The 21,231-nt window shown below is 55.8% G+C and carries 25 protein-coding genes; 7 read left to right on the forward strand and 18 right to left on the reverse strand.

Annotated elements, in window-relative coordinates:
- Positions 1-444 precede the first annotated feature (444 nt).
- The 3 genes from rpsT to mutM form a co-directional block, all read right to left on the reverse strand.
- A complete protein-coding gene (gene rpsT, locus AKU94_RS04390; protein WP_050526117.1) occupies positions 445-720 on the reverse strand; it encodes a 30S ribosomal protein S20 in 276 nt (91 codons plus the stop codon).
- 163 nt (positions 721-883) lie between these two features.
- On the reverse strand, positions 884-1,660 hold the full coding sequence (locus AKU94_RS04395) for an enoyl-CoA hydratase (protein WP_050526118.1): 777 nt from the start codon (positions 1,658-1,660) through the stop codon (positions 884-886).
- Positions 1,661-1,722: 62 nt separating this feature from the next.
- Complete coding sequence (gene mutM, locus AKU94_RS04400; RefSeq protein WP_050526119.1) at positions 1,723-2,574, reverse strand: bifunctional DNA-formamidopyrimidine glycosylase/DNA-(apurinic or apyrimidinic site) lyase; 852 nt, start codon at positions 2,572-2,574, stop codon at positions 1,723-1,725.
- A gap of 93 nt (positions 2,575-2,667) precedes the next feature.
- Between mutM and ubiE the strand changes: the two genes are divergently transcribed.
- Both ubiE and ubiB read left to right on the forward strand, forming a co-directional pair.
- Positions 2,668-3,420, forward strand: coding sequence for a bifunctional demethylmenaquinone methyltransferase/2-methoxy-6-polyprenyl-1,4-benzoquinol methylase UbiE (gene ubiE / locus AKU94_RS04405; protein ID WP_050526120.1), 753 nt, complete (start codon positions 2,668-2,670; stop codon positions 3,418-3,420).
- A gap of 12 nt (positions 3,421-3,432) precedes the next feature.
- A complete protein-coding gene (gene ubiB / locus AKU94_RS04410; protein WP_050526121.1) occupies positions 3,433-4,962 on the forward strand; it encodes a 2-polyprenylphenol 6-hydroxylase in 1,530 nt (509 codons plus the stop codon).
- A gap of 16 nt (positions 4,963-4,978) precedes the next feature.
- Here ubiB and AKU94_RS04415 read toward each other — a convergent pair whose 3' ends face one another.
- The 9 genes from AKU94_RS04415 to AKU94_RS04455 are packed head-to-tail and all read right to left on the reverse strand — an operon-like array spanning position 4,979 to position 9,432.
- On the reverse strand, positions 4,979-5,434 hold the full coding sequence (locus AKU94_RS04415) for a flagellar basal body-associated FliL family protein (RefSeq protein WP_050526122.1): 456 nt from the start codon (positions 5,432-5,434) through the stop codon (positions 4,979-4,981).
- Positions 5,435-5,438: 4 nt separating this feature from the next.
- Entirely contained in the window at positions 5,439-6,158 is a 720-nt protein-coding gene (gene flgH / locus AKU94_RS04420) for a flagellar basal body L-ring protein FlgH (RefSeq protein WP_050526123.1), read from the reverse strand.
- A 10-nt stretch (positions 6,159-6,168) separates the two neighbouring features.
- Positions 6,169-6,546, reverse strand: coding sequence for a flagellar basal body P-ring formation chaperone FlgA (flgA, locus tag AKU94_RS04425; RefSeq protein ID WP_232295678.1), 378 nt, complete (start codon positions 6,544-6,546; stop codon positions 6,169-6,171).
- A gap of 44 nt (positions 6,547-6,590) precedes the next feature.
- Positions 6,591-7,376 carry a flagellar basal-body rod protein FlgG gene (flgG, locus tag AKU94_RS04430; protein WP_050526125.1) on the reverse strand — a complete coding sequence of 262 codons (786 nt, stop codon included), beginning with the start codon at positions 7,374-7,376 and terminating at the stop codon, positions 6,591-6,593.
- 9 nt (positions 7,377-7,385) lie between these two features.
- Positions 7,386-8,096: a flagellar hook-basal body complex protein gene (locus tag AKU94_RS04435; protein ID WP_050526126.1), complete on the reverse strand. Its 711-nt coding sequence runs from the start codon at positions 8,094-8,096 to the stop codon at positions 7,386-7,388.
- A gap of 2 nt (positions 8,097-8,098) precedes the next feature.
- The gene (locus AKU94_RS04440) at positions 8,099-8,365 is read right to left on the reverse strand and encodes a flagellar biosynthetic protein FliQ (protein ID WP_050526127.1); all 267 of its coding nucleotides are present in this window, start codon (positions 8,363-8,365) and stop codon (positions 8,099-8,101) included.
- Positions 8,362-8,652, reverse strand: a complete 291-nt coding sequence (fliE, locus tag AKU94_RS04445) for a flagellar hook-basal body complex protein FliE (protein WP_050526128.1) — start codon at positions 8,650-8,652, stop codon at positions 8,362-8,364. The genes AKU94_RS04440 and fliE overlap by 4 nt, the downstream gene beginning before the upstream one ends.
- A gap of 12 nt (positions 8,653-8,664) precedes the next feature.
- Complete coding sequence (gene flgC / locus AKU94_RS04450; protein WP_050526129.1) at positions 8,665-9,045, reverse strand: flagellar basal body rod protein FlgC; 381 nt, start codon at positions 9,043-9,045, stop codon at positions 8,665-8,667.
- Between the two features lie 3 nt (positions 9,046-9,048).
- A complete protein-coding gene (locus AKU94_RS04455; protein ID WP_050526130.1) occupies positions 9,049-9,432 on the reverse strand; it encodes a FlgB family protein in 384 nt (127 codons plus the stop codon).
- Between the two features lie 84 nt (positions 9,433-9,516).
- On the opposite strand from AKU94_RS04455, the gene AKU94_RS04460 reads away from it, so the two are divergent.
- A complete protein-coding gene (locus AKU94_RS04460; protein WP_050526131.1) occupies positions 9,517-10,836 on the forward strand; it encodes a FliI/YscN family ATPase in 1,320 nt (439 codons plus the stop codon).
- A 14-nt stretch (positions 10,837-10,850) separates the two neighbouring features.
- On the opposite strand, the gene AKU94_RS04465 is transcribed toward AKU94_RS04460, so the two are convergent.
- From AKU94_RS04465 to AKU94_RS04490, 6 genes are all read right to left on the reverse strand, one after another.
- Positions 10,851-11,642, reverse strand: a complete 792-nt coding sequence (locus tag AKU94_RS04465) for a DUF1217 domain-containing protein (protein WP_050526132.1) — start codon at positions 11,640-11,642, stop codon at positions 10,851-10,853.
- Positions 11,639-12,043, reverse strand: a complete 405-nt coding sequence (flbT, locus tag AKU94_RS04470) for a flagellar biosynthesis repressor FlbT (RefSeq protein WP_050526133.1) — start codon at positions 12,041-12,043, stop codon at positions 11,639-11,641. Before flbT ends, AKU94_RS04465 begins: the two co-directional genes overlap by 4 nt.
- A complete protein-coding gene (gene flaF / locus AKU94_RS04475; RefSeq protein WP_232295685.1) occupies positions 12,040-12,414 on the reverse strand; it encodes a flagellar biosynthesis regulator FlaF in 375 nt (124 codons plus the stop codon). The genes flbT and flaF overlap by 4 nt, the downstream gene beginning before the upstream one ends.
- A gap of 83 nt (positions 12,415-12,497) precedes the next feature.
- Positions 12,498-14,024, reverse strand: coding sequence for a flagellin N-terminal helical domain-containing protein (locus tag AKU94_RS20635; RefSeq protein WP_050526169.1), 1,527 nt, complete (start codon positions 14,022-14,024; stop codon positions 12,498-12,500).
- Positions 14,025-14,245: 221 nt separating this feature from the next.
- The gene (locus AKU94_RS04485; protein WP_050526134.1) at positions 14,246-14,590 is read right to left on the reverse strand and encodes a hypothetical protein; all 345 of its coding nucleotides are present in this window, start codon (positions 14,588-14,590) and stop codon (positions 14,246-14,248) included.
- Entirely contained in the window at positions 14,587-14,868 is a 282-nt protein-coding gene (locus tag AKU94_RS04490) for a rod-binding protein (RefSeq protein ID WP_050526135.1), read from the reverse strand. Before AKU94_RS04490 ends, AKU94_RS04485 begins: the two co-directional genes overlap by 4 nt.
- Before the next feature lie 118 nt (positions 14,869-14,986).
- On the opposite strand from AKU94_RS04490, the gene AKU94_RS04495 reads away from it, so the two are divergent.
- From AKU94_RS04495 to AKU94_RS20240, 4 genes are all read left to right on the forward strand, one after another.
- Complete coding sequence (locus AKU94_RS04495) at positions 14,987-16,564, forward strand: flagellar hook-length control protein FliK (RefSeq protein WP_050526136.1); 1,578 nt, start codon at positions 14,987-14,989, stop codon at positions 16,562-16,564.
- A gap of 23 nt (positions 16,565-16,587) precedes the next feature.
- On the forward strand, positions 16,588-17,250 hold the full coding sequence (locus AKU94_RS04500; protein ID WP_083444926.1) for a flagellar hook capping FlgD N-terminal domain-containing protein: 663 nt from the start codon (positions 16,588-16,590) through the stop codon (positions 17,248-17,250).
- Positions 17,251-17,560: 310 nt separating this feature from the next.
- Positions 17,561-19,291: an autotransporter assembly complex protein TamA gene (locus AKU94_RS04505; protein ID WP_232295679.1), complete on the forward strand. Its 1,731-nt coding sequence runs from the start codon at positions 17,561-17,563 to the stop codon at positions 19,289-19,291.
- On the forward strand, positions 19,291-21,216 hold the full coding sequence (locus AKU94_RS20240) for a translocation/assembly module TamB domain-containing protein (protein WP_232295680.1): 1,926 nt from the start codon (positions 19,291-19,293) through the stop codon (positions 21,214-21,216). The genes AKU94_RS04505 and AKU94_RS20240 overlap by 1 nt, the downstream gene beginning before the upstream one ends.
- Positions 21,217-21,231: the final 15 nt, after the last annotated feature.

Raw genomic sequence — 21,231 nt, forward strand, 5'->3', positions numbered from 1 at the left:
GGGTTGTTTCTCTGGCTATGGCCAAGAAAACACGGGACGAAAGAAGCCATCCGGTACAGCACGGCTGTATCGGTTGATACCTCAAAAGACGGCGCTTGCAGATTGTGCAAATACCGCAGTCGAGTAAACCCGTTCATAGGAAAAGGCACCACAAAACCTGTGGAGCAAAGCAGCCTGACCCATTTTGAACGCGGTCACATCTTGTCCCCCAGGACGAAGTGAATCGCATGGTGAAGTTACCAACCTGTTGGGGTGGGGGGCAACCGATCTTCGCTGTTGACAATGAAATGGTCTGAGCGAATCTGGGCGCCTCGGCAAATAGGCCACGATTGGTTAACTTCCTGTGGATAGCAAAAGCAAAAAGGCGCATCAGTGATGCGCCTTTTGTTAATTTTTGCGGGGGGTTAGGCGAAATATATTCTGCCTTGCCCCGAATCCTTGATGTTAGGCCGTTGCGTTTTTCAGCGCTTTTACCCGCGATGACAGACGCGAGATTTTGCGCGAAACGGTGTTCTTGTGCAGCACACCTTTGGAGACGCCACGAGCCAGTTCGGGCTGTGCGACACGAAGAGCTTCGGCGGCAACATCATGATCCCCGGCGGTAATTGCTTCTTCGACTTTGCGCAGGAAGGTGCGGATACGCGAGCGACGTGCCTTGTTGATGTCGTGGCGTGCGTCGGCCTGGCGTGCGCGTTTTTTGGACTGGGTCGTATTTGCCATGGGATAGAATTCCTATTCGTCTGGTTCGATTATGTTTTGCGATGCACAATAGCCCCAGACCTTCCGCCCGTATCAGCGGAAATGATTCTTGCCTTAAGCGGGCCCACGCGCATTTCAACTGCCGCGTATAAGGCAAGAACCCCCGTTAGGAAAGGGCTATTCGCTATTTATCGCGAAACTGCGGCGTGCGCTTTTCAAGAAAGGCAGCCATGCCCTCTTTCTGGTCCTCGGTCGCAAACAGCGAATGGAACAGACGGCGTTCAAACAGCAGGCCCTCGCGCAGCGTGGATTCGTAGCTGCGGTTTACCGCTTCTTTGGCCGCCGAGGCAGAGATCATCGATTTCTCGGCAATTTTGGTGGCGGCCTTCTTGGCCTCTTCGATCAGGCTCTTGGCCGGGACCACGCGGGAAACAAGCCCGCTGCGCTCTGCTTCGGCGGCGTCCATATTGCGGCCTGTCAGATGCATATCCATGGATTTGGACTTGCCAACGAAACGGGTCAGGCGCTGGCTTCCGCCGAAACCGGCGATGACGCCGAGGTTGATCTCGGGCTGACCGAATTTCGCGGTGTCAGAGGCGATGATAAAGTCACATGCCATCGCCAGTTCACAGCCACCACCCAAGGCATAGCCCGAAACCGCCGCGATAATCGGCTTGCGAATCTCCAGTATCGTGTCGCTGATTCCGCCAAAAAGGTTCTTGGAATAGACGTCGACAAAGCTTTGTCCGGCCATTTCCTTGATGTCTGCACCGGCGGCAAATGCCTTTTCCGATCCGGTGATGATCATGCAGCGCACCTTGTCGTTGGCGTCTGCGGCTTGCAGCACTGTCGCAAGCTCTGTCAACAGTTTGGAGTTGAGGGCATTCAGCGCCTCCGGCCGATTGAGGCGAATCAGCGCGACATAATCCTCGATCTCAACGATCAGCGTTTCATAGGCCATCTGAGTTTCCTTTGGCTTGTTCTTGAACGCGACTCTCTAACAGGCCGGCAGGCAGGATCAAGTCATCTCTGACAGGCAGGGCAGTAGAAGGAGGAGCGCCCCGATTGCACAATGCGCGCGATACTGGCCGTACAGCCGGGGGTGACGCAGGGTTCGTCCTCGCGCCCGTAAGTGCGGAAACGGTGCTGGAAATAGCCCAATTCGCCATCTGCCTGACGGTAATCGCGCAAGGAGGATCCGCCCGCTTCGATCGCCTCGGCCAAGACCTCGCGGATCAGCGGGACAAGCCCCGCCACCGTTGCTTTGGCCAGCTTGCCCGCGGGGCGCGCAGGGTGCAGGCCCGCACGGTAAAGTACCTCACAGACATATATATTCCCCAAACCGGCCACGATACGTTGATCCAGAAGCGCGGATTTGATCGCCGTTTTGCGCCCCTTGAGCCGCTCTGTCAAATAGGTCTCATTGAAGCTGTTGCCAAAAGGTTCCGGCCCTATATTTGCAAGCAGTGGATGGGCATCCCCCAGCGCGGTTTCCAGCAGGTCCATCGCGCCAAAACGGCGTGCATCATTAAAGGTGATCCGCGCGCCATTGCCTAAGGTCAGTACAACGTGGTCATGTTTTGCGGGGGCAGGGTGGTCGTGATAGAAATCCCCCTGCATAGCACCCGAAATAAGAATACGGCCTGACATCCCCAGATGGATTAGCAGTGATTCCCCGGTCGAAAGATCGGCCAGAATGTATTTCGACCGACGGCGCAGGGCCAAGACGCTGGCGCCCGTCAACCGCTCAGCCATCCTTGGTGGAAACGGCCAGCGCAGGTCGGGCCGGTTGACGGTCGCGGTTGTGATGGTTTGGTCGGTCATGACCGGTTCCAACCCCCGACGGACGGTTTCAACTTCGGGCAGTTCGGGCATTTGGGACGCCTTTCGGACAGATGGGCGCATTGCAGCGCCGCGTCATCACCCTATAAAGAGCGGTGAGCGACCAAACGCAAGAGTATTAGAACCATGACCGAGACTGACGACAAGACCACCCACTTCGGCTTTCAAACCGTGGATGAGGGCGCAAAGGCCGGTATGGTGCATGGCGTCTTTACAAAGGTTGCCAGCAAATATGATGTGATGAATGATGCGATGTCCTTTGGCATCCACCGCATCTGGAAGGATGCGATGATGGATTGGCTTGCCCCGCGCCCCGGCCAGCGGTTGCTGGATGTTGCGGGCGGGACGGGGGATGTCTCGTTCCGGTTCCTCAAGCGCGCGCCGGGGGCACATGCCACGGTTTGCGATATGACCGAAAGCATGCTGGTCGAGGGTCGACAACGTGCCGAGGCCGCCAGTATGGCCGATGCCCTGGATTGGGTTGTCGGCGATGCGATGGCGCTGCCCTTTGCCGATAACAGTTTTGACGTCTACACGATTTCTTTCGGGATCCGGAATGTGACCCGTATCGGTGATGCCCTGTCCGAGGCTTACCGGGTGTTGCGTCCCGGTGGGCGGTTGATGGTGCTGGAATTCAGCCAATTGCCCAATCCGGCGATGCAAAAGGCCTATGACCTCTATTCATTCAATGTGATTCCGGTGATGGGGCAGGTGATCGCAAATGACCGTGACAGCTATCAGTATCTTGTTGAAAGCATTCGCAAGTTTCCCGATCAGGAACGTTTTGCGGCGATGATAAGTGAGGCAGGTTTTGATCAGGTGAAATATCGCAACCTGACGATGGGCGTGGCCGCGCTCCATTCCGGCTGGAAGTTATAAGGGGTGCTCTAGATGCGTGGGCCACATAACATTATCCGCTTGGTGCGCACGCTTGCGACCTTTGAACGGACGGGCGCGATAAACCTTGTGCTGGAGGCGCTTGAAGCGCCGCCGCGGTTGCGCTTTGTCGCGCGCGTACTTGGTTGGCCGTTCAAATGGCTTGGCCTGAAGGGGGATCCGGCTTTGCCGCCCGCGACCCGCGCGTTGACGGCATTGGGCCCGGCCTATATCAAGTTTGGCCAGATCCTGAGCACCCGCCCCGATGTCGTGGGTGATGAACTGGCGCTGCAATTGCAATATCTGCAAGACAAACTGCCGCCCTTTCCCTTGTCCGTTGCCAAAGAGATGGTTGCGGCCGAATTGGCGATGCCGGTCGATCAGATCTTTTCAACCTTTTCCGAACCGGTTGCGGCGGCATCCATCGCGCAAGTGCACCGTGCGCGGTTGCTGGATACGGGCGAAGAAGTCGCCGTCAAGGTTTTGCGTCCGGGCATTGAGCGGGCTTTTCGCAAAGATATCGATGCTTTTTATTTTGCGGCAGGCATAATCGAGTTTCTGTCACCGGCATCCCGGCGGCTGCGGCCGATGGAGGTTGTGAAGCATTTCGACGGTGTGGTGCAGGGGGAGTTGGACCTAAGGCTTGAATCTGCTGCTGCGGGTGAATTTGCGGCGAATACCGACAAGGACGAAGGATTTCAGATCCCCAAGCCGGTGTGGCATCTTTCTGGACGAACCGTGCTTACGATGGATTGGGCCGAAGGGGTCAATATGGCCGATAATGCCGCGATTGATGCGGCAGGTGTTGACCGGAATGTGCTTGCATCCCGGGTGTTGCAACTGTTCTTGCAACATGCGTTGCGCGATGGATATTTCCATGCCGATATGCATCAAGGCAATTTGAAGGTTGCGGCAAACGGCGACATAATCGCCTATGATTTTGGGATCATGGGACGGCTGGATGAATATACCCGGCGTGTCTATGCCGAAATATTATACGGCTTCATTCGCCGCGATTATCGTCGCGTGGCCGAGGTACATTTTGAAGCGGGCTATGTGCCCGCCGACCGCGATATCGATGAGTTCGCTCGCGCGTTGCGTGTTGTGGGGGAGCCGATCTTTGGCATGGATGCGACGCGTATTTCGATGGCACGGCTTTTGGCCTATCTGTTTGAAGTCACTGAACGTTTTGGCATGGAAACCCGAACCGAATTGATCCTTTTGCAGCGCACGATGGTCGTTGTCGAAGGCGTGGCGCGCAGTCTCAATCCGCAGATCAATATATGGCAGGATGCGCGCCCCGTTGTGGAAAGCTACATCAAAGACAATGTCGGCCCCAAAGCCTTGCTGCGTGATTTGCAGAAAACAGCGATGGTTCTTGCGCGGTTCGGGCCAAAGCTGCCGCGCTTGGTAGAAGCGCAGTTGGAACGGCAAAACCGCCCAATGCAAGAACCCGATAATAAAGGCGCGCTGCACCCCCTGATTTGGATTGCGTTGGGGGCCGCAGTTGCCTTGTCCGGCGTCGTTTTGGGTCAAGCGCTCTGAAGGGATTTGTCTGTTTTCAAGTGTCCTGACGCGCGATGTCTGAGATCAGGATGCCATGTGCAATCTCGCCAAGTACCTTTTGGGTGACCTCTAGCAACGCGTGACGCAGAAGCGTTAGGTTGGCCCCATCGGTAAAGACCCCTTTAAAACCACCGGCATTTGCATGATCAAACAACACTTGCAAAAGAGCGTCCCTTAGCTTTGGTTCTTGCAAATAAACGGTTTCGGTGCCGCCGATGGACACTTCGACGCTGAGCGACATTATTACCAAAGAGGCCACCCGGCCGTCCTCTACCACCGGGACAACGAACTGGTTGTTTAGCTTGGCAAATTCGGTTGCAGAAGGCGTCTCCTCTACTGGGGCTTCTACGATTTCGCTATGTTCCTCTGTCGGGCGTAGCGCTATACCTGCACCTATACCTGCACCAAGGCCGACAAGAACGAGAATGATGGGAAGAATTTTTGCTATCATGGGATTAGAACGGCAAAATGGTGTCGGTGATCTGCTGGCCATAGCGCGGCTGCTGCACATCAGAAATCTGTCCGCGGCCGCCATATGCGATTCGTGCGCCGGCAATGCGGTCGTAGGTGATCTCATTTTGCCTTGAAATATCCGCCGGGCGTACATAGCCGGTAACGATCAATTCCCTTATCTCAAAGTTCACGCGGACCTCCTGTTGTCCTTCAATTCGCAATACGCCATTTGGCAAACTCTCTACCACGGTCGCGGCGACACGAAGCGTCAGTTCTTCATTCCGCTGGACAGATCCTTGTCCGGAAAACTGAGAATCCGACGTGGTTGAAACCGCATCAGCCATTGAGGCCCCATCGGGCAGCGCCTCATTCAGCCTTTGCGGAATACCGAAGAGTGAGGGAATACCCATGCTTTGTGACCCCGTACGACTGCGACCGGAGGAGTTGGAAATCTCGGCCTTGTCATCAATTTCGATGACAACGGTTAAGATATCCCCTCTTTTGCCGGCGCGCCTGTCCCCGAATAGGGAACTGCTATTGGCCGACCACAGAGAGGATGCCTCGGTCGGGCCGTCAGGCTCTGTGTATTCTGGCAACAAAGAGGAATACATGGCATGGTGCTGATAGCTACCTTCCAGAGGGGAAAAAGCCGGTTCCTTGCCAACCTCACTGAGTTTGGAACAGGCCGGAACGAGTAGAAGTGCCAAAAGCAAAATCCGCATTGAGTTTCCTTTATTGGTTGGCGCCGACATGAACGGTGCCATCATTGGCAACGCGACCGTTTAAGACGGTGCGTGACGACAAATTCATCACACGAATTACATCTCCCAAACCTGCGCGCGCCAACGCCCTGCCTTCTGCGGTGATGCCAAGGCCGCCTACACGGTAAACCAGCGTTACGATTTGATTGCGATCAATGAGCGCAGGAGGGCCAAGATCTTGGGCACGTACAGCGCGGCCGGGATAGAGTGTGACCTTGGCCTCTAGACCAAGTGCTTGGGATGTTTCGGTAAGCGCCCCTGGGATTTTAGCCGCAACCAACGTTACGTCAGTGTCAGAGAGGACAGACTGCGCCCGCACGATACGGGTTGCGATCAGGCTGTCGGCCATCACGGGCCACGCCATCAGTGAAATAAGGGCTGCACATTTTAACATTAGCGTAACGTCGTTGTAGCTGACAGCATTTGGTCCGCAGCCGTGATGACTTTGGCATTCAGCTCATACCCACGTTGGGCCTTGATCAACTCAGTCACCTCGCGCACTGCATCGACCGAGCTTTCCTCAAGATAGCCTTGGCGCAATGTGCCCAATCCATCCTCGCCTGCGGTGCCTTGCTGCGGTGGTCCTGATGCGGGGGTTTCAAGAAAGAGGTTGGACCCCATGGCTTCTAGCCCCTTGTCGTTTGTAAACCCGGCCATATTGAATTGGCCCAAAAGCTGCGGCTGCACCTGATCGGTGAAATAGGCATAAACTTCGCCTTCGCCATTGATCGACAAACTTTTCGTATCGGAAGGGATCGTGATGCCTGGGTTCACTTGATACCCTTCGGAGGTCACGATCAGGCCATCTCCGGTGCGTTTCAGGCCGCCATCACGTGTGTAGGCATTGACGCCAGAGGGTAGCGTAATCTCAAGATAGCCGCTACCTTCGATTGCAACGTCGAGGTCGCCACCCGTTGCAGACAGCGAGCCCTGAGCCAACACGACCGATACCGCAGCGGGACGTACGCCAAGACCGACCTGAACTCCGGTCGGCAGCATAGAGCCGTCTTGTGCAGAAATCGTGCCGGGACGTGCGACCTGCTGGTAATGAAGGTCGGCAAAATCAGCGCGCCTTGTATTGTATCCGGTTGTCGACATGTTTGCGAGGTTGTTGGATACCACGTCAACACGCATTTGCTGCGCGGCCATCCCGCTTGCTGCGATTTGTAAGGCTTTCATAGCTTTCTCCTATTGACCCAAGGTCTGAATGACATTGCGCATACGCTCGTCTTCTTTTTCCATGAACCCTTGGCCAAGCTCATAGGCGCGCTGCACGGCAATCATTCGGGCAATTTCTGAAATTGGGTTGACGTTACTCTCCTCAAGGAAACCCTGCAGGATGGTGGCACCTTCGGATGGCTCAATGTCGTCACTGACAAAAAGAGTGCCGCCCTGATGTGTCATTTTCAGTGGATCTGCTGGCTGCCAGAGACCAATTTGTGCAAGAGGCTGGCCTTTGGCGGAAATGGTCCCGTCTGATGAAAGAGCAACAGGCCCGGCATCGGGGGGGACAAACACTGGTGCGCCACCCAGATCCAGCAGGCGGTGGCCGTCATTATTGACCAACTCCCCTTCGGCATTCGGCGTAAAGCTGCCTGCACGCGTCATGGCCTGCCCTTGCGGGGTTTCAACCAAAAAGAAGCCTTCGCCCTGAATCGCAAAATCGAATGCCGCACCGGTTTGTGACAAACCTGCCTGACGCAAATCCATGTGACGAGTGTTCCCACTTGCCATGGAAAGTGAAGGGGCGTCCTCCATCCGCGTGATATGTTCTGAAAAAATGACACCTTCTCGGCGAAAACCCGTTGTGGAAATATTAGCGATGTTATGCGCGACAACCTGCATCTCGCGCATCAGGCCTGCTTGGCGGGTAAGGTTCGTATAAATGCCGGATTCCATAGTTAGCCTCCTGCGATCAAAGGTATAATACGGTCAGTAAAGAAGCTGAGGAGCGTCGAGGTCATGAAGCTCATAGAGACCCAAAAGACGATCAGCATTGCCCCCACTTTTGGTACGAATGTCAGCGTCATCTCTTGCACCGAGGTCAGGGCCTGGAAAAGGCCCACGGTCACACCCGCGATCAAGGCCACCGTAAGCAGCGGCGATGAAATCATCACTGCAATCCAGAGCGCCTGCCGCAAAGTGTCAAAGATCAGGCCTTCGGTCATACCGGCATCCGCAAGAGCTCTTGGTAAGCTTCAACAACCTTGTCGCGCACAGTCACGACTGTCTCGATCGCGGTTTCCGTTGCGGCCAGTGCCTGCACCAAAGAATGGGGATCGGCATCGCCCACAAGCGCCGCTTTGGCAGTGGTTTCACCTGTCACCAGGGTGTTGGCAAAGCCTTCTGCCATTTTGGTGAAGGTGTTATCGGTACTTTCCGTCTTTGGTTCGGGGAGGGCCGCCTGGCGTGCTATGGCATAGGATTGGGCGGCAACTGATGTCTTGATATCCATTCTGGATCTCCTTTAGCGACGTAAAATCTCAAACAGGCTTTGGTTCATTTGCCGTGCTTGATCGAACAGTTTAAGGTTTGCCTCGTAGCTGCGCTGTGCTTCGCGGGCGTCAGCGATTTCAACCACCAAGTTGACGTTAGAGCCGTCATAGTGCCCGCTCTCATTCGCCAGCGGATGTCCGGGGTCATAAATCTTTGTCAACTCGCTCCGGTCAAGGCGGACCGGTCCTGTTTCCACTCCTTGGCCATCGATCTCGTCACGAAAGCTAATGGTCTTGCGGTGATAGCCGGGGGTGTCCGCATTCGCGATATTTTCAGAGACATGGCGCAATCTTTGCGCCTGCGCTTCCATACCAGAGGCGGCGATTGATAGGCTGTTGATGAGGTCAGTCATTGCTTACCTCCCCCGCCCGAGCGCCAGTTTTAGAATGTCGGAAGTGCTGCTGTAAATTGCCAGAGCCATATCATGGTCCTGCCGTACTGTGGCCGCTTTTACCATCTCTGCTTCAAGAGAGACAGAGTTCCCGTTCGGTGAGCTCGGGCCCCGAAGTATCATAGGCTCTATGGTGCTGGGTCCACTGGCCCCAAGATGACCGGCGCGTGTTGTACGCAACCCTTGGTCGTGTTGGTCAGCATAGGTTGTAGCAAAGTCGGGCAGGTCGCGGGCCTTATAGCCTGGGCTGTCGGCATGCGCGACATTCTGTGCGATAACGCCCATTCTCTGTCCGGCATGGGATGCCAACGACTGCGCCATTCTGGTTAATTCGAGCTTTTCAAGCATCGGGGCTTCTCCCTCGATTTCGGTTCACTAAGACTTAAGGGTGATTCCTTTAGAAAGAGTAAGCACGAACATAAGAGGAACCACATGACGGACATTTTTGAGAATCTTCGAGCACGAATTTCCCAGACCTCTATAACCAAGCGTATTGGCCGGGTTGCAGAGCTGGCGGGTGGAACGCTGCGTGTTACGGGGTTGTCTGCAGGAAGCAGCCTTGGTGACAGGGTTCTGATTCGTGGTGAATCCGGCACTATTGGCGGGGAGGTGTTGCGCCTTTCAAAAGAAGGAATCTCTGTGCTTCCAGATGGTTCCGGTGAAGGGTTGGCCATTGATGACACGGTTGAGATTGTTGGCAGGGCTGAAATTTCGCCGGACCAAAGTTGGGTTGGCAGAATTATTGACCCCTTTGGCGAACCGATTGATGGTAAGCCTTTGATGCCGGGACAGCACGCCCGTTCGCTGCGCTCGGCACCGCCATCCCCTGCCGAGCGCCGCAGTTTGGGTGAGCGGCTTGAAACCGGAACCTCTGTTTTCAACACGATGCTGCCACTGGTTCGCGGACAGCGAATCGGGCTGTTTGCCGGGTCCGGTGTTGGGAAATCATCGCTTCTTGGTAAATTTGCACGCGGGGTCGATGCCGATATTGTCGTAATTGCTTTGGTTGGCGAACGGGGCCGCGAGCTTAGAGAGTTTACCGAGCGGGTTTTGGGGCCGCAGGGGATGTCCCGCGCGGTCGTCGTAGCGGCGACCTCGGACCAATCCCCGCTGGTGCGACGCCGGTGCATGTGGACTGCAATGACCGTAGCAGAGCATTTCAGGGATCAAGGCCTGCATGTTCTCTTGCTGGCGGACAGCATTACCCGGTTTGCCGAGGCCCATCGAGAAGTCGCCCTTGCTGCGGGTGAGCAGGGAAATTTGCGTGGTTTTCCGCCCTCGACATCCCATACAATCATGTCATTGGCAGAGCGTGCAGGGCCGGGGGTCGAAGGGGCGGGGGACATTACGGCAGTCTTTACCGTCCTGGTTGCAGGGTCGGACATGGAAGAACCTGTCGCCGATATTCTGCGCGGTGTTTTGGATGGGCACGTGGTTATGGATCGGACAATTGCAGAGCGCGGCCGATTTCCGGCGATTGACGTTTTGCGGTCGGTATCCCGAAGCTTGCCAGATGCCGCGACCGAGGTCGAGAACGGGCTTATAACTGAAGCGCGCCGCCTTTTGGGTGCATATGAACGTGCTGAAATGATGATCCAGGCAGGTTTGTACAGCAGTGGTTCAGATCCTGCGGTCGATGCCGCAATCAAAGTCTGGCCCGCACTGGATGGTTTCTTTGCCGAAGATGCTGCCGGTGGGATTGAGGGCAGCTTCCAAATGTTGGATCACTGCCTCAGTCTTGGCCGTAAATAGAATGGCTATTGCCCTTATCCTTGCAACAGGGTAAGGGCAATAGATCCGCTGGAGGTCGAAGAGAAACTGGCCAATGCTTCAGACCTGATCAAGAAACGCTTGATTAAGGCATCCAGGTTTTCCGCGTCGGCGAATTGTGCAACGCCGCTATCACCGAAAGTCTTCTGTGTCTTGGCTTTCAAAGTTGAAAGTTGCATATCGAGATCAAGTGTTGCGAAACTACTCGGTAGGCCAAGCGCCTTTTCAAATACTTGTCTTAGCGGCTCATTCCCCATGATGCTGTACCATTTGGTGTCGTCACTGTTGTCTTTCGCAGCCAGTACTGCCAACTCCCTTTCCGCGTTCAATGCGAAGCGTAAATCTTCGTCCTGTTCGCCCACGGCCGTTTCAAATTGACGGTCTTGATAGGCGGTCAGAATCTTATCTGCAAAACCTTCATTTTGCGTGTTGGGGATTGCCGAATCTCCGAAACCAAAGCTTGCGGAAAGGGCGAGATATTGTTTGTCGGCCAGTTTGTTGCCTAATGCCGATGCATCCAACGTGCCATCATCCAAAACCTTCTGGATAAAATACTTGTTATTGATGTCGTCATCCAAGCCAAAAGCGCCAAGTGCGACCTTCAGCAAGCGGTGATCGGAAACCAGATCTTCGGCAGTTTGGATCGACCCGATATTGGCCCGAAAATAGTCCTCGTCACGGGCCAAGGTTGCTGATGACTGAAATGCCTCTTTTTGCTCAGGCAGGGTCCGCTGTAGGAAGGCCCAGCCTGAATAGCCTCCAAATGGAACGATCGGTGAAAAACTCATGATGGACAGGCGGCAAAGAGCCGCTCCTCCCTGGGCAGCAGGCTGCGCAGTGCTTTGAGTGCTTGATAAAAGTTGTTGTCCAGAACACTTTCCGTCGCTTGATTGAGTTGAATGCGACTGTCGTGATCGGTCAGGACCTGGCTCAATTGCTCAATCCCGCGCAAAAGCTGCATCCGTGCGCCTTCTGCTTCGGCATCGCCGGAAAGAACCAGCTGTGCGATGTAGCAGACCCGACGTACGGGCGTTGTCACTTCTTCGGGGTGGATGGCATCACGCAAGCGCAGAATATTCGCGTTTGGCGTCATCACCGCAAGCTTGGATCGCCGGTCGCCATTCTCAATGACGGCCCCGTTGATCAAGACACGCTCATGCGGCCCTAGCTTCAAGACCAAACCCGTCATTTCGATTCACCGTTTCCCCGCAATCCGCGCATGACGGCCGTATTGATATCGATCAGAACATCGGCGCTCGCTTTGCCGTCCAGTACATTCCTGCTGTGGACGTCTGTAAATTTGTAAAGGTAGAAAAGCTGGGCACGCAGGGGCGCGGGCAGGCTATTGCCTTGATCGGCGACGTCGACAGCCAGTGTGCGCCACATTTTTCCGTTATCGTGCAAGGCGCGAACAAGCGCCGCGTGATTTTCTTTGCGCTGCGCCCATGCAGCCGAGAGTCTGCGTGTCATGCGCGCGAAGAGATCGTATTCGATGGTGCGCGCATCCCGGCCGGGTGCGTCGGGGCGGGCGTAAGCTTCATTTGCTCGTGCAGTCATCATGTTCACGGTTGGGGTCCTTCCAGTCATAGGGTGATCAGCGAGGGGTTCGGGGCGCGCCTAAGCGCGCCCCGATTTGGCTGGATTTACTGGAACAGCGACAGGATCGACTGCGGCGACTGGTTCGCAATCGACAGAGCCTGAACACCAAGCTGCTGCTGGACCTGAAGCGCCTGCAAGCGTGCAGAGGTTTCTTCCATATCCGCATCAACCATAGAGCCGATACCAGATTCCATCGCATCCGAAAGTTTGCTGACGAAATCAGATTGGATATCAATCCGGCTTTGTGCAGAACCGAATGCAGCGGCAGCATCGATTGCGCTGTTGATCATGGTTTCGATATTGGTAAGTGCCGATGCCGCACCCTCATTGGTGGTGACGTCGAGGTTATCAAGCCCAAACAGACCGCCCGAAGCCGTACCATTCTGCGCCACGGAAAGTGTCAACGCTTCAGCGCCATCACTCTCTGCGGAGTCCACTGCAAGGGACCATTGGCCAGTTTCGGCATTTTTCTGGACCTGTGCCGTCACCCCTGTAGGCGGGTTGGAGTCAATGGCCGTCTTCAGACCTTTGGCCACATCCTCCATCGTTTCACCTTTACCGGCGATATAGTCAAAGGATTGTGATCCAACAGTGACTTTGAAGCTGTCACCTTCGACAACACTTGCGGTGAGAGAGAAGTCGATCGTTTCAGCACGCTGCTCTACGTTGGAGTTTGTTGCCGATGAAGCGAGGCCGTTGTAGGTCATGGTACCCGTATTTGCGGTGTTACCCACCACTTCCACCGACTCAAACGGATTGGTGTTGGATATGGATAGAGCCGCTGCCGTGGCATCCGCTGTCACGCCTTCCAAACCAAGCGCATTAATTGCGCTTGCGAAATGCGCAGCGACAGTATCCGCAGTATCACCCGTAATCGAGGTGTAGTTTAGCTGAGCACCGCCAACCGTCATTTGATAGGCTTCACCTGCGCCACCGGGGCCCGCGAAAGTGGTTTCGGCAGCCTTCCCGTCCTTATCAGTTGTTACTGCAACGGTTGTTCCAGCCGCATCGGTGCTGGTGCCGTAAGCGGACGCAGCGACACTGTCTGCACCAAACTTGCCTGCGTCAGAGCTTAGGTCCATGCGGTTGACAGTGATCTGCGATGCGGTGACGCTGCCATCGTTTGAACGATCAAGCGATGACAGGATGCTGACATCATCCGTACCCTTCACCATATTCAGGCCGTTGAATTGTGCTGCGCCAGTCACCGTTTTGATCTGATCACGCAGCTCCGAAATATCTGCCTGGATCTTTTCGCGGTCAACGTTTCCTTCCTGCGCTGCAACGATCTTGCCTTTGATCTCTGTCAGCAGGTCGGTCACGCTTTCCGAAGCCTGACGGGCAACCGAAAGAGTCGAGGACCCCAGCGAAAGGCTGTCAGAAATCCCGGCAAAGCCTTTTACGTCACTTTCCATAACCTTGGAAATTGCCCAGACGGCCGCGTTGTCTTTTGCAGTGGCAACAGATTTACCAGTCGAGATCTCGTTCTGAACCTGTGTCATGCTTTTGTTGATCGACTTCAACGTCTGCAAGGCCACCATGGAGCTGTTATTCGTCAAGATAGAAGACATGTTTAGTCCCTTTATTTTGCCGGCGCTTTGCGCCCGGCGGATAACCGTCCGCAGACGGCAAGAAGGGCATTTTGCCATTGCCACCGGTGTTTCTGTCCGGGGCGCCACCCCTTCGTGGGATGCAGTTACATTGATCGGCGTAAAGAGCTAATAGAATCCTAAAACGAAACTTTTTTAGCAAATACAATGTGATGCATTTTATTCAAAGCTGATGCGCTTGTTTAAAAACGGGCCTTGAGCGTCCCCGCCGGGCCACCGATTTTCTGTGCTTTTCCAGTGTTGTCGTAAGTCTGAACACCTGTGCGTACGGTTGTCACTTCTTGCAGGCGGCGGCGCGCGGCACGGATGCCTTTTGCGGCCGCTTGCAAGGCCAAGGCGTTGCGCCCCGCCAAATCACGCAGCGCTGTCAGCCGCGTGGCATCGGTCTGGGGGTCAAGCTCTGCCAGCGCGGTCTCGGCACGCAAGGCCAGCTCTCCCATTGCGACAAAATCGCCTGCGCGAATCGCCGCTGAGGTCTCTTTTGCCGCTGTCTCCAGCCGCTCGATTGCGTTTTCCCTGTGTGTCATTGGGCGTCTCCTGATTCGTTGCTCGACATTGCGCGGAAAAGCACTTCGGTGAGTCCGATCCCCCCCGCTTTTACCATCGCGGTGGCTTGTTCCTGCCGCAGGAAGGATGAGAATTGCTCCTCGCCGATCCCGCCACCAAAGCTGTCTCTTGCTGCGCCAAGTCCTGCGTAGCCAAGCATTTCTGCAAGAAAGGCGGCTTCAAGCTCCGCCGCTTTTTCGCGTAGCGGGTTGGGTTTCGGGGGTTGCGGCAATTGTTGTGCCACCGGGGTTACATCCATGTCGAATCCTCTTTGGTTGGATTTTCATGATTGTGCGGGGTGGCGGTAAACAACCGGTAACTAGTTTCAAAGATACTGGCATGAGGTGAAACAGGGGGCGGCAGAAGCCGGAAGATAATTGGACAATATCAATGTCAGTGGCGCGACTGTCGGTAAATCACACCCGGCCCCGGTCAATCAGCGTTGCGCACAAGTGCCGGGCAATCAGGATTTCGCCGCCTTTATGCAGGCTGCCATGGCTGAGCTTGCTTCCTTGCCGGTTACGCAGACCGCCGCGCAGGCGGTGGATGCATCTTTGGCTGACCAGCCTCTCGGCACGAATGAAGTTGACGCATCGGAAATGACGATGACATCCGGCCCTGAGGAAGTCGAAGCCGGTGAGGATGAGGTGGAGCCGATGCCTTTTGTCCCTGTTTCGTCCGAGACGCAGGATATGGTTGGCGCGCTTCGTTTGAATGAAGGTGATGCGCACATGGCTGAACTGGATGCGGCATCTCCTGATCACAAAGAGGCTTCGGAGCGCCAGAACCTGCCCCCTCTAAAAGTGGGTGCGTCGCGTGAGCCTGATAAGGCGGCGCAGCCATCCCTTGCAGGGCGAACAGCCGAAGGGGCTGAGGCGGATCTTGCCGTGGGTGCTGAATCTGATGTTAAGATAGCTGGGAGCAGTCCGGACAGCCCTGTTCCCGTTCAGATCGATGACGTGGATGGAGATACGGCAATGGTGCAACGGGGCACCAGTAAGTTCGATATGACACAGCCTATTGAAGGACGTCAGCCCGGAACAGTAGAAGCTGCGCCAAGTCACAAAACCAAGGCTGCTCTGCATCCCGAATTGGCAACGCGCAGCCTGCCTGAGGGTGTGTTGGCTGGAGTGCCAGATGGTGCGACAGATACGGACACTTTGAAACCTTCGCCTTCTTCCCCAAATGCTGTTCCCGTGAAGGTTTTGCCGCAACCCGGCCCGCTTCAGGTTGTGTCTTGGTCCGAGGGGATTTCTAAAACAGAAAAAACAGTCGATACTTTGGGGCGTGTTGAGTCGACACCGTTACGCAAAGTTGACGGTTCGGCAATGTATACCGCAGCCAATGCTCCTGTCGACGGCAAGATTTCCTTGCCTGAGATGCCGTCCCAAGCCGATCAGAAACGCGATGCTCCGCTAAAGACGATCAGTATCTCATATCCGGCGGCGCCTGCGGTGGCTGAGGCCGGATTTGCCCCGGGGCAGGCCCCTCTGGTCGCCCCTGTGCTACATCTTAATGGAAATCAGCCAGCCCCGCCGATGGCATCGCAAGCTCCCGTTCCTGTTCAGGAAGTATCCGCGCAGATATTGGCGCATGTTCAATCGGGCAAGCCAACATCAATGGAACTTATCCTGGCGCCAGAGGAGTTGGGCAAGATCCGTATCCATCTGACGCCCGATGGTGATAATATGCGGATTGCTATTCAAGCTGAGCGACCTGAAGCCATGGACCTTATCCGCCGTAACATTGAATCGCTTACGGCAGAGATGCGCCAATCGGGATTTGCCAGTACATCCTTCAGCTTTGATGGCTGGAGTGGCGACACAGAGGGCAGGCAAGCCAAAAAATCAACCGCCGCAATCGAGAGTGCTTTGCATATTGATCTTGATGAAGTGGCTTCGAATAAATCCACCAACAATATGCAAAGCGGCGCGGGTTTAGACCTTCGGGTCTGACAGCACCCCTTGAAAGGAAAGTCATGGAAGTAGCTGCATCAAATTACGCAACGACGACAACCACTACCACAACCAATTCAGATACTACGAGCACGATCTCGTCGGATTTTGATACGTTTCTCAAGATGTTGACGGCCCAGATACAAAACCAAGACCCAATGAATCCAATTGATTCGTCAGAATTTGCGGTACAACTTGCCACGTTCTCCAGCGTAGAACAGCAAAGCCTTACAAACCAGAAGCTGGATACACTTGCAGGTTTGATGGGTGTGCAGGGTATGACGCAACTTGCCCCGTGGGTTGGTCAGGAGGCACGCAGCGCGGGCCCTGTTTATATGAATGGAACCCCCGTGACGATTTCAACTGATCCGCATGTCACGGCTGATCGTGCTGTTCTGGTGGTAAAGGACAATAGTGGGAATACGCTGGCAAGAGAGGATGTTCCTGCTTCTGGTGGTGCGTATGAATGGACAGGCTCTGATATTGCAGGCAAAGCTTTGCCCAGCGGGATCTATACCCTCAGCTTGGAAAGCTATCGGGACGGGGTGCAAGTCGGAACATCTGCCGTTGAGAGTTACGCAAGTATTCAAGAGGTACAAACGGCAGCCACCGGTCCACAGCTGATTTTGGCGGGGGGCATTGCCATTAGCGCAGAGCAAGTCACTGCTTTGCGACAGGCCTCATAAATGACCAGCCCGACAGAATGGAGAAAGCGGCTGACCCGCGTTGACAGGGAAGGCGATCGAGCGATCACATACCGTATGATGAATTCCTGAGGGTATCGATTTCGTAGACCCGTCAGAGATCCACACGTTCCTTCCAGTTCATTTATATCGGAACCGGATAGCGTTTCGCTTTGTTGTATGCACAGTGATATGGTGTAATATAAGCAAATTGTGTGGATATCTGGGCGGGTCACCTATGCTTCGTACTAAATCTCGGTCGACGCTATGGGCGGCTCTTATATTCGGATTTGGGGTCGCAGCGGCCCCGGCGATGGCTCTGGACGCAATTACGTTCGAGGTCACCGGCGGTGACGAAGATGTGGAGGATGCCCTTCGGGGCGCGTCTTTGTTATTGTCAGCACAGGCTGAGGGCACAGATAACAACCAAGACCTTTTTGCAACCGCACGCGCCGATTACGGGCGCCTTTTAGGTGCGCTTTATGCAATGGGCCGCTATTCGGGTGTGATCGCGATTGGCATTGACGGGCGCGAGGTGGCCTCAATCCCGTTGCTGGATACGCCTGCTAATATCCGCAAGATTTCAGTGCGTATTGATCCCGGTCCTGCGTTCAAGTTTTCCAAGGCGCGCGCGATGCCACTGGCGCCGGAAACGGACTTGCCGGAAGGTTATGCGGTGGGTGAGACTGCGAAAAGCGAAGTGATTTCCGCCGCGGCTGGGGCGGCCGTGGACGGTTGGCGTGCCGCAGGCCATGCCAAGGCTGCGGTGGCTGGTCAAGATTTGCTGGCCGACCACAACAAGGCGACGATGGCGGCTGAACTGACGTTGAATGCGGGTCCGTTGCTGCGCTTTGGCCCGTTGCAAGTAACCGGACAGGACCGGATGGAATTGCGGCGCATCATCAAGATTGCGGGCCTGCCTGAAGGTGCGCAATACGATCCCGAGAAATTGGAAGACGCCGCGGAACGTCTGCGCCGCACTGGCATTTTCCGTTCTGTCTCATTGGTAGAGGATGAGGAAATCACCGCGCCGGATAAGCTAGGTATCACCGCAAAACTCGTCGAGGAAAAGCCGAGACGCTTTGGATTCGGAATTGAGGCGGCCAGCAGCGAAGGCGCGCGGGTCAGCGGTTACTGGCTTCACCGCAACCTTCTGGGCGGCGGTGAGCGATTGAAGGTGGATGCGGAAGTGGCGCAAATAGGCGCTCAGGACAGCGGGATGGATTACAGTCTTGGGGCAACGCTTGACCGCCCCGCGACCCTTAGCGCCGACACGACCGCGACTGCTTTTTTCCGTATCGGGCATGAGGACGAAGAGGATTACGTCCAGGACTTTGCCGAGGCGGGTTTGGGGTTCACGCATTATGTCTCGCGTGAAATGACGGCGCGGGTAGCATTGGAATATTCCCGCTTTTGGGTGAAATATCCCAGTGAAGAGATCAATTTCAGCAGCCTTGCCCTGCCTGTCGGTGTCAATTGGGACAAGCGGAATTCCAAAACCGATGCGACCCAAGGGTTTTATATTGATGCGGAAATTGCCCCATTTCTGGGTTTCGACTCAACCGATTCCGGCCTCTTGCTGAGCGTTGACGGACGCGCCTACAAAGGGTTCGGCACGGATGACCGGGTGACGATCGCAGCACGTTTGCAGGCCAAGGGGACGTTAGGTGCCTCGATTGACCGCTTGCCGCCGGATTATCTGTTTTATTCGGGCGGTGGCGGAACCGTGCGTGGGCAGGCCTATCAGTCGCTTGGGTTCACCTCATCGACGACGGGGCGGGATTCGGGGGGCACGGGGTTTATTGGTGCGTCACTAGAGGTGCGCACCAAGGTGACAGAAAGCATCGGGATCGTGGGTTTTGCTGATTACAGCCAGATCGCATCGGACGGGTTGTTCGGCGGGGACACGCTGGACCATTCAGGTGCGGGTCTGGGGATCCGTTATGCGACGGGTTTCGGCCCGATCCGGCTTGACGTCGGCGTGCCTGTGTCAGGCGAGGACAGCAACCCGCAGATTTATATCGGGATAGGGCAGTCGTTTTAATGCGCAGATTTTTCATCACTTTTCTTTGCCTATGCTTTTTGCCCTTTGCCGCGATGGCACAAGAGGATGATCGTGGTTTCCTGACTGAGTTCTTGGAAGAGAATCTTTCCGGTGCGGGTCGTAAGGTTGTTGTGACCGGCTTTACCGGCGCGCTCTCGTCTCAGGCGCAGATCGAACAGCTGACGATTGCCGATGATGACGGTATTTGGCTGACGCTCAATAATATTGTACTGGACTGGAGCCGCGCCTCGCTTCTGCGCGGAGTGGTTAGCGTGACAGAGCTGGTGGCGGATGAAATCATTGTCGCACGCAAGCCTTTGCCCGCAGTCGATGCGACACCAGCTCCCGAGGCAAAGGAATTTTCCCTGCCGGATCTGCCCGTTGCAATTACGGTTAAAAAGCTTGAGGCAAAGCGGATTGCGCTTGGCGAATCCCTATTGGGGGAAGCACTTGAGGGCTCGCTTCTGGCCGCATTGAGCCTTGATGATGGCGAGGGCAGCGCCGATTTGCAGATTTTGCGCACCGATGACGGGCCGGACGGGCGCGTGAACCTCAAGGCGGATTATGCCAATGAAAGCGGCAATCTTGCGCTTGATCTTGAGGTGGTCGAAGCGGCGGGGGGCATTGCCTCCACATTGCTGGGCCTGCCGGGCACGCCCTCGGTCGCGCTGACAGTTGCGGGCAGCGGCCCATTGGATGCCTTTGCCGCCGATCTGGAATTACGCACGGATGGTGAGGACCGGCTTGTGGGCAAGGTGACGCTGCAAGGGCAAGAGGACGGCGCACAGCGTCTTGGCGTGGATTTCGCAGGCGATGTGGCCCCCTTGTTCCTGCCGCAATATGCGGAATTCTTTGGTCCCGAGATCAGCCTTCAGGCCGAGGCTCTGCGGCAAATGTCGGGAGAGATCGACCTGTCACAGCTGTCGCTGCAGGCGCGCGCGATCAGCTTGGAGGGGTCCGCCAGCATTGCTACCGATGGTTTGCCGCAACGGTTTTCCCTGACAGGCCAATTGGGCCTGCCGGGGGCGGATTCTGTGCTTTTACCCTTGGGAGGGGAGGTGGAAACGCGGGTTTCCTCGGCGGATCTGGCTGTGGCCTTTGATGCCGCGCAAAGTGACGGCTGGACGGCGGAGGTCACGCTTGAGGGGTTGACTCGTGATGATGTCACCTTGGACAGTGCCAAGATCACAGGTGCGGGCCGTATTGACCGCGGAACGGAGGGCGCCATTGTTAACGGGGTCCTGAAATTTGATGCGGAGAACGTCGATTTGACCGATCCTGCACTGGCGGTGGCCGTGGGCCAGGATCTGCGCGGGCAAGTCGCTTTTGATTGGCAGCAGGGCGGCCTTGGCCTGCGCATCAGCCAATTGGAACTGACCGGGGACGGCTATGATATTCTTGCCTCTGCGCGCTTTAGCGATCTTGCTGCCGGGTTTCGTACCAGTGGTAAGGTTGAGGCTCGCTATGGTGATCTGTCGCGACTTTCAGCCTTGGCGGGGCGGCCCTTGGGGGGGGCTGGCGCGTTGCGTGTCAGCGGCCAGATCATTCCCTTGGGCGGGCAATTTGATGCCGAAGGCAGCGTGATGGGCACCGATATTTCTGTTGGTATTGCGGAGGTGGACAATCTGCTTGCGGGCCAGTCGACCATAGATTTTGCGGCTGGGCGGTCCACAAAAGGCACCTTCTTGCGCAAACTGGATGTGACGGCCGGGACGCTTGGCCTGACGGCTTCGGGTAAACTGGCGTCTGATGGCAGTGATATATCGGGCAAGCTGCGGTTTTCGGACCTGTCCGTTCTGGGGACGAAATATGGCGGCAGCCTGATCGCCGATGCAGGATTTACGGTACGCTTGACCAAGGCCGTGTTACGCTTGAGGGGACGGGGACCGACCTTAAAATCGGGCAGGCCCAAGCTGACGCGCTGACCCGTGGTGAAAGCC

The organism is Pseudorhodobacter aquimaris (genome assembly GCF_001202025.1).
In the GTDB taxonomy this organism is placed as follows: domain Bacteria; phylum Pseudomonadota; class Alphaproteobacteria; order Rhodobacterales; family Rhodobacteraceae; genus Pseudorhodobacter; species Pseudorhodobacter aquimaris.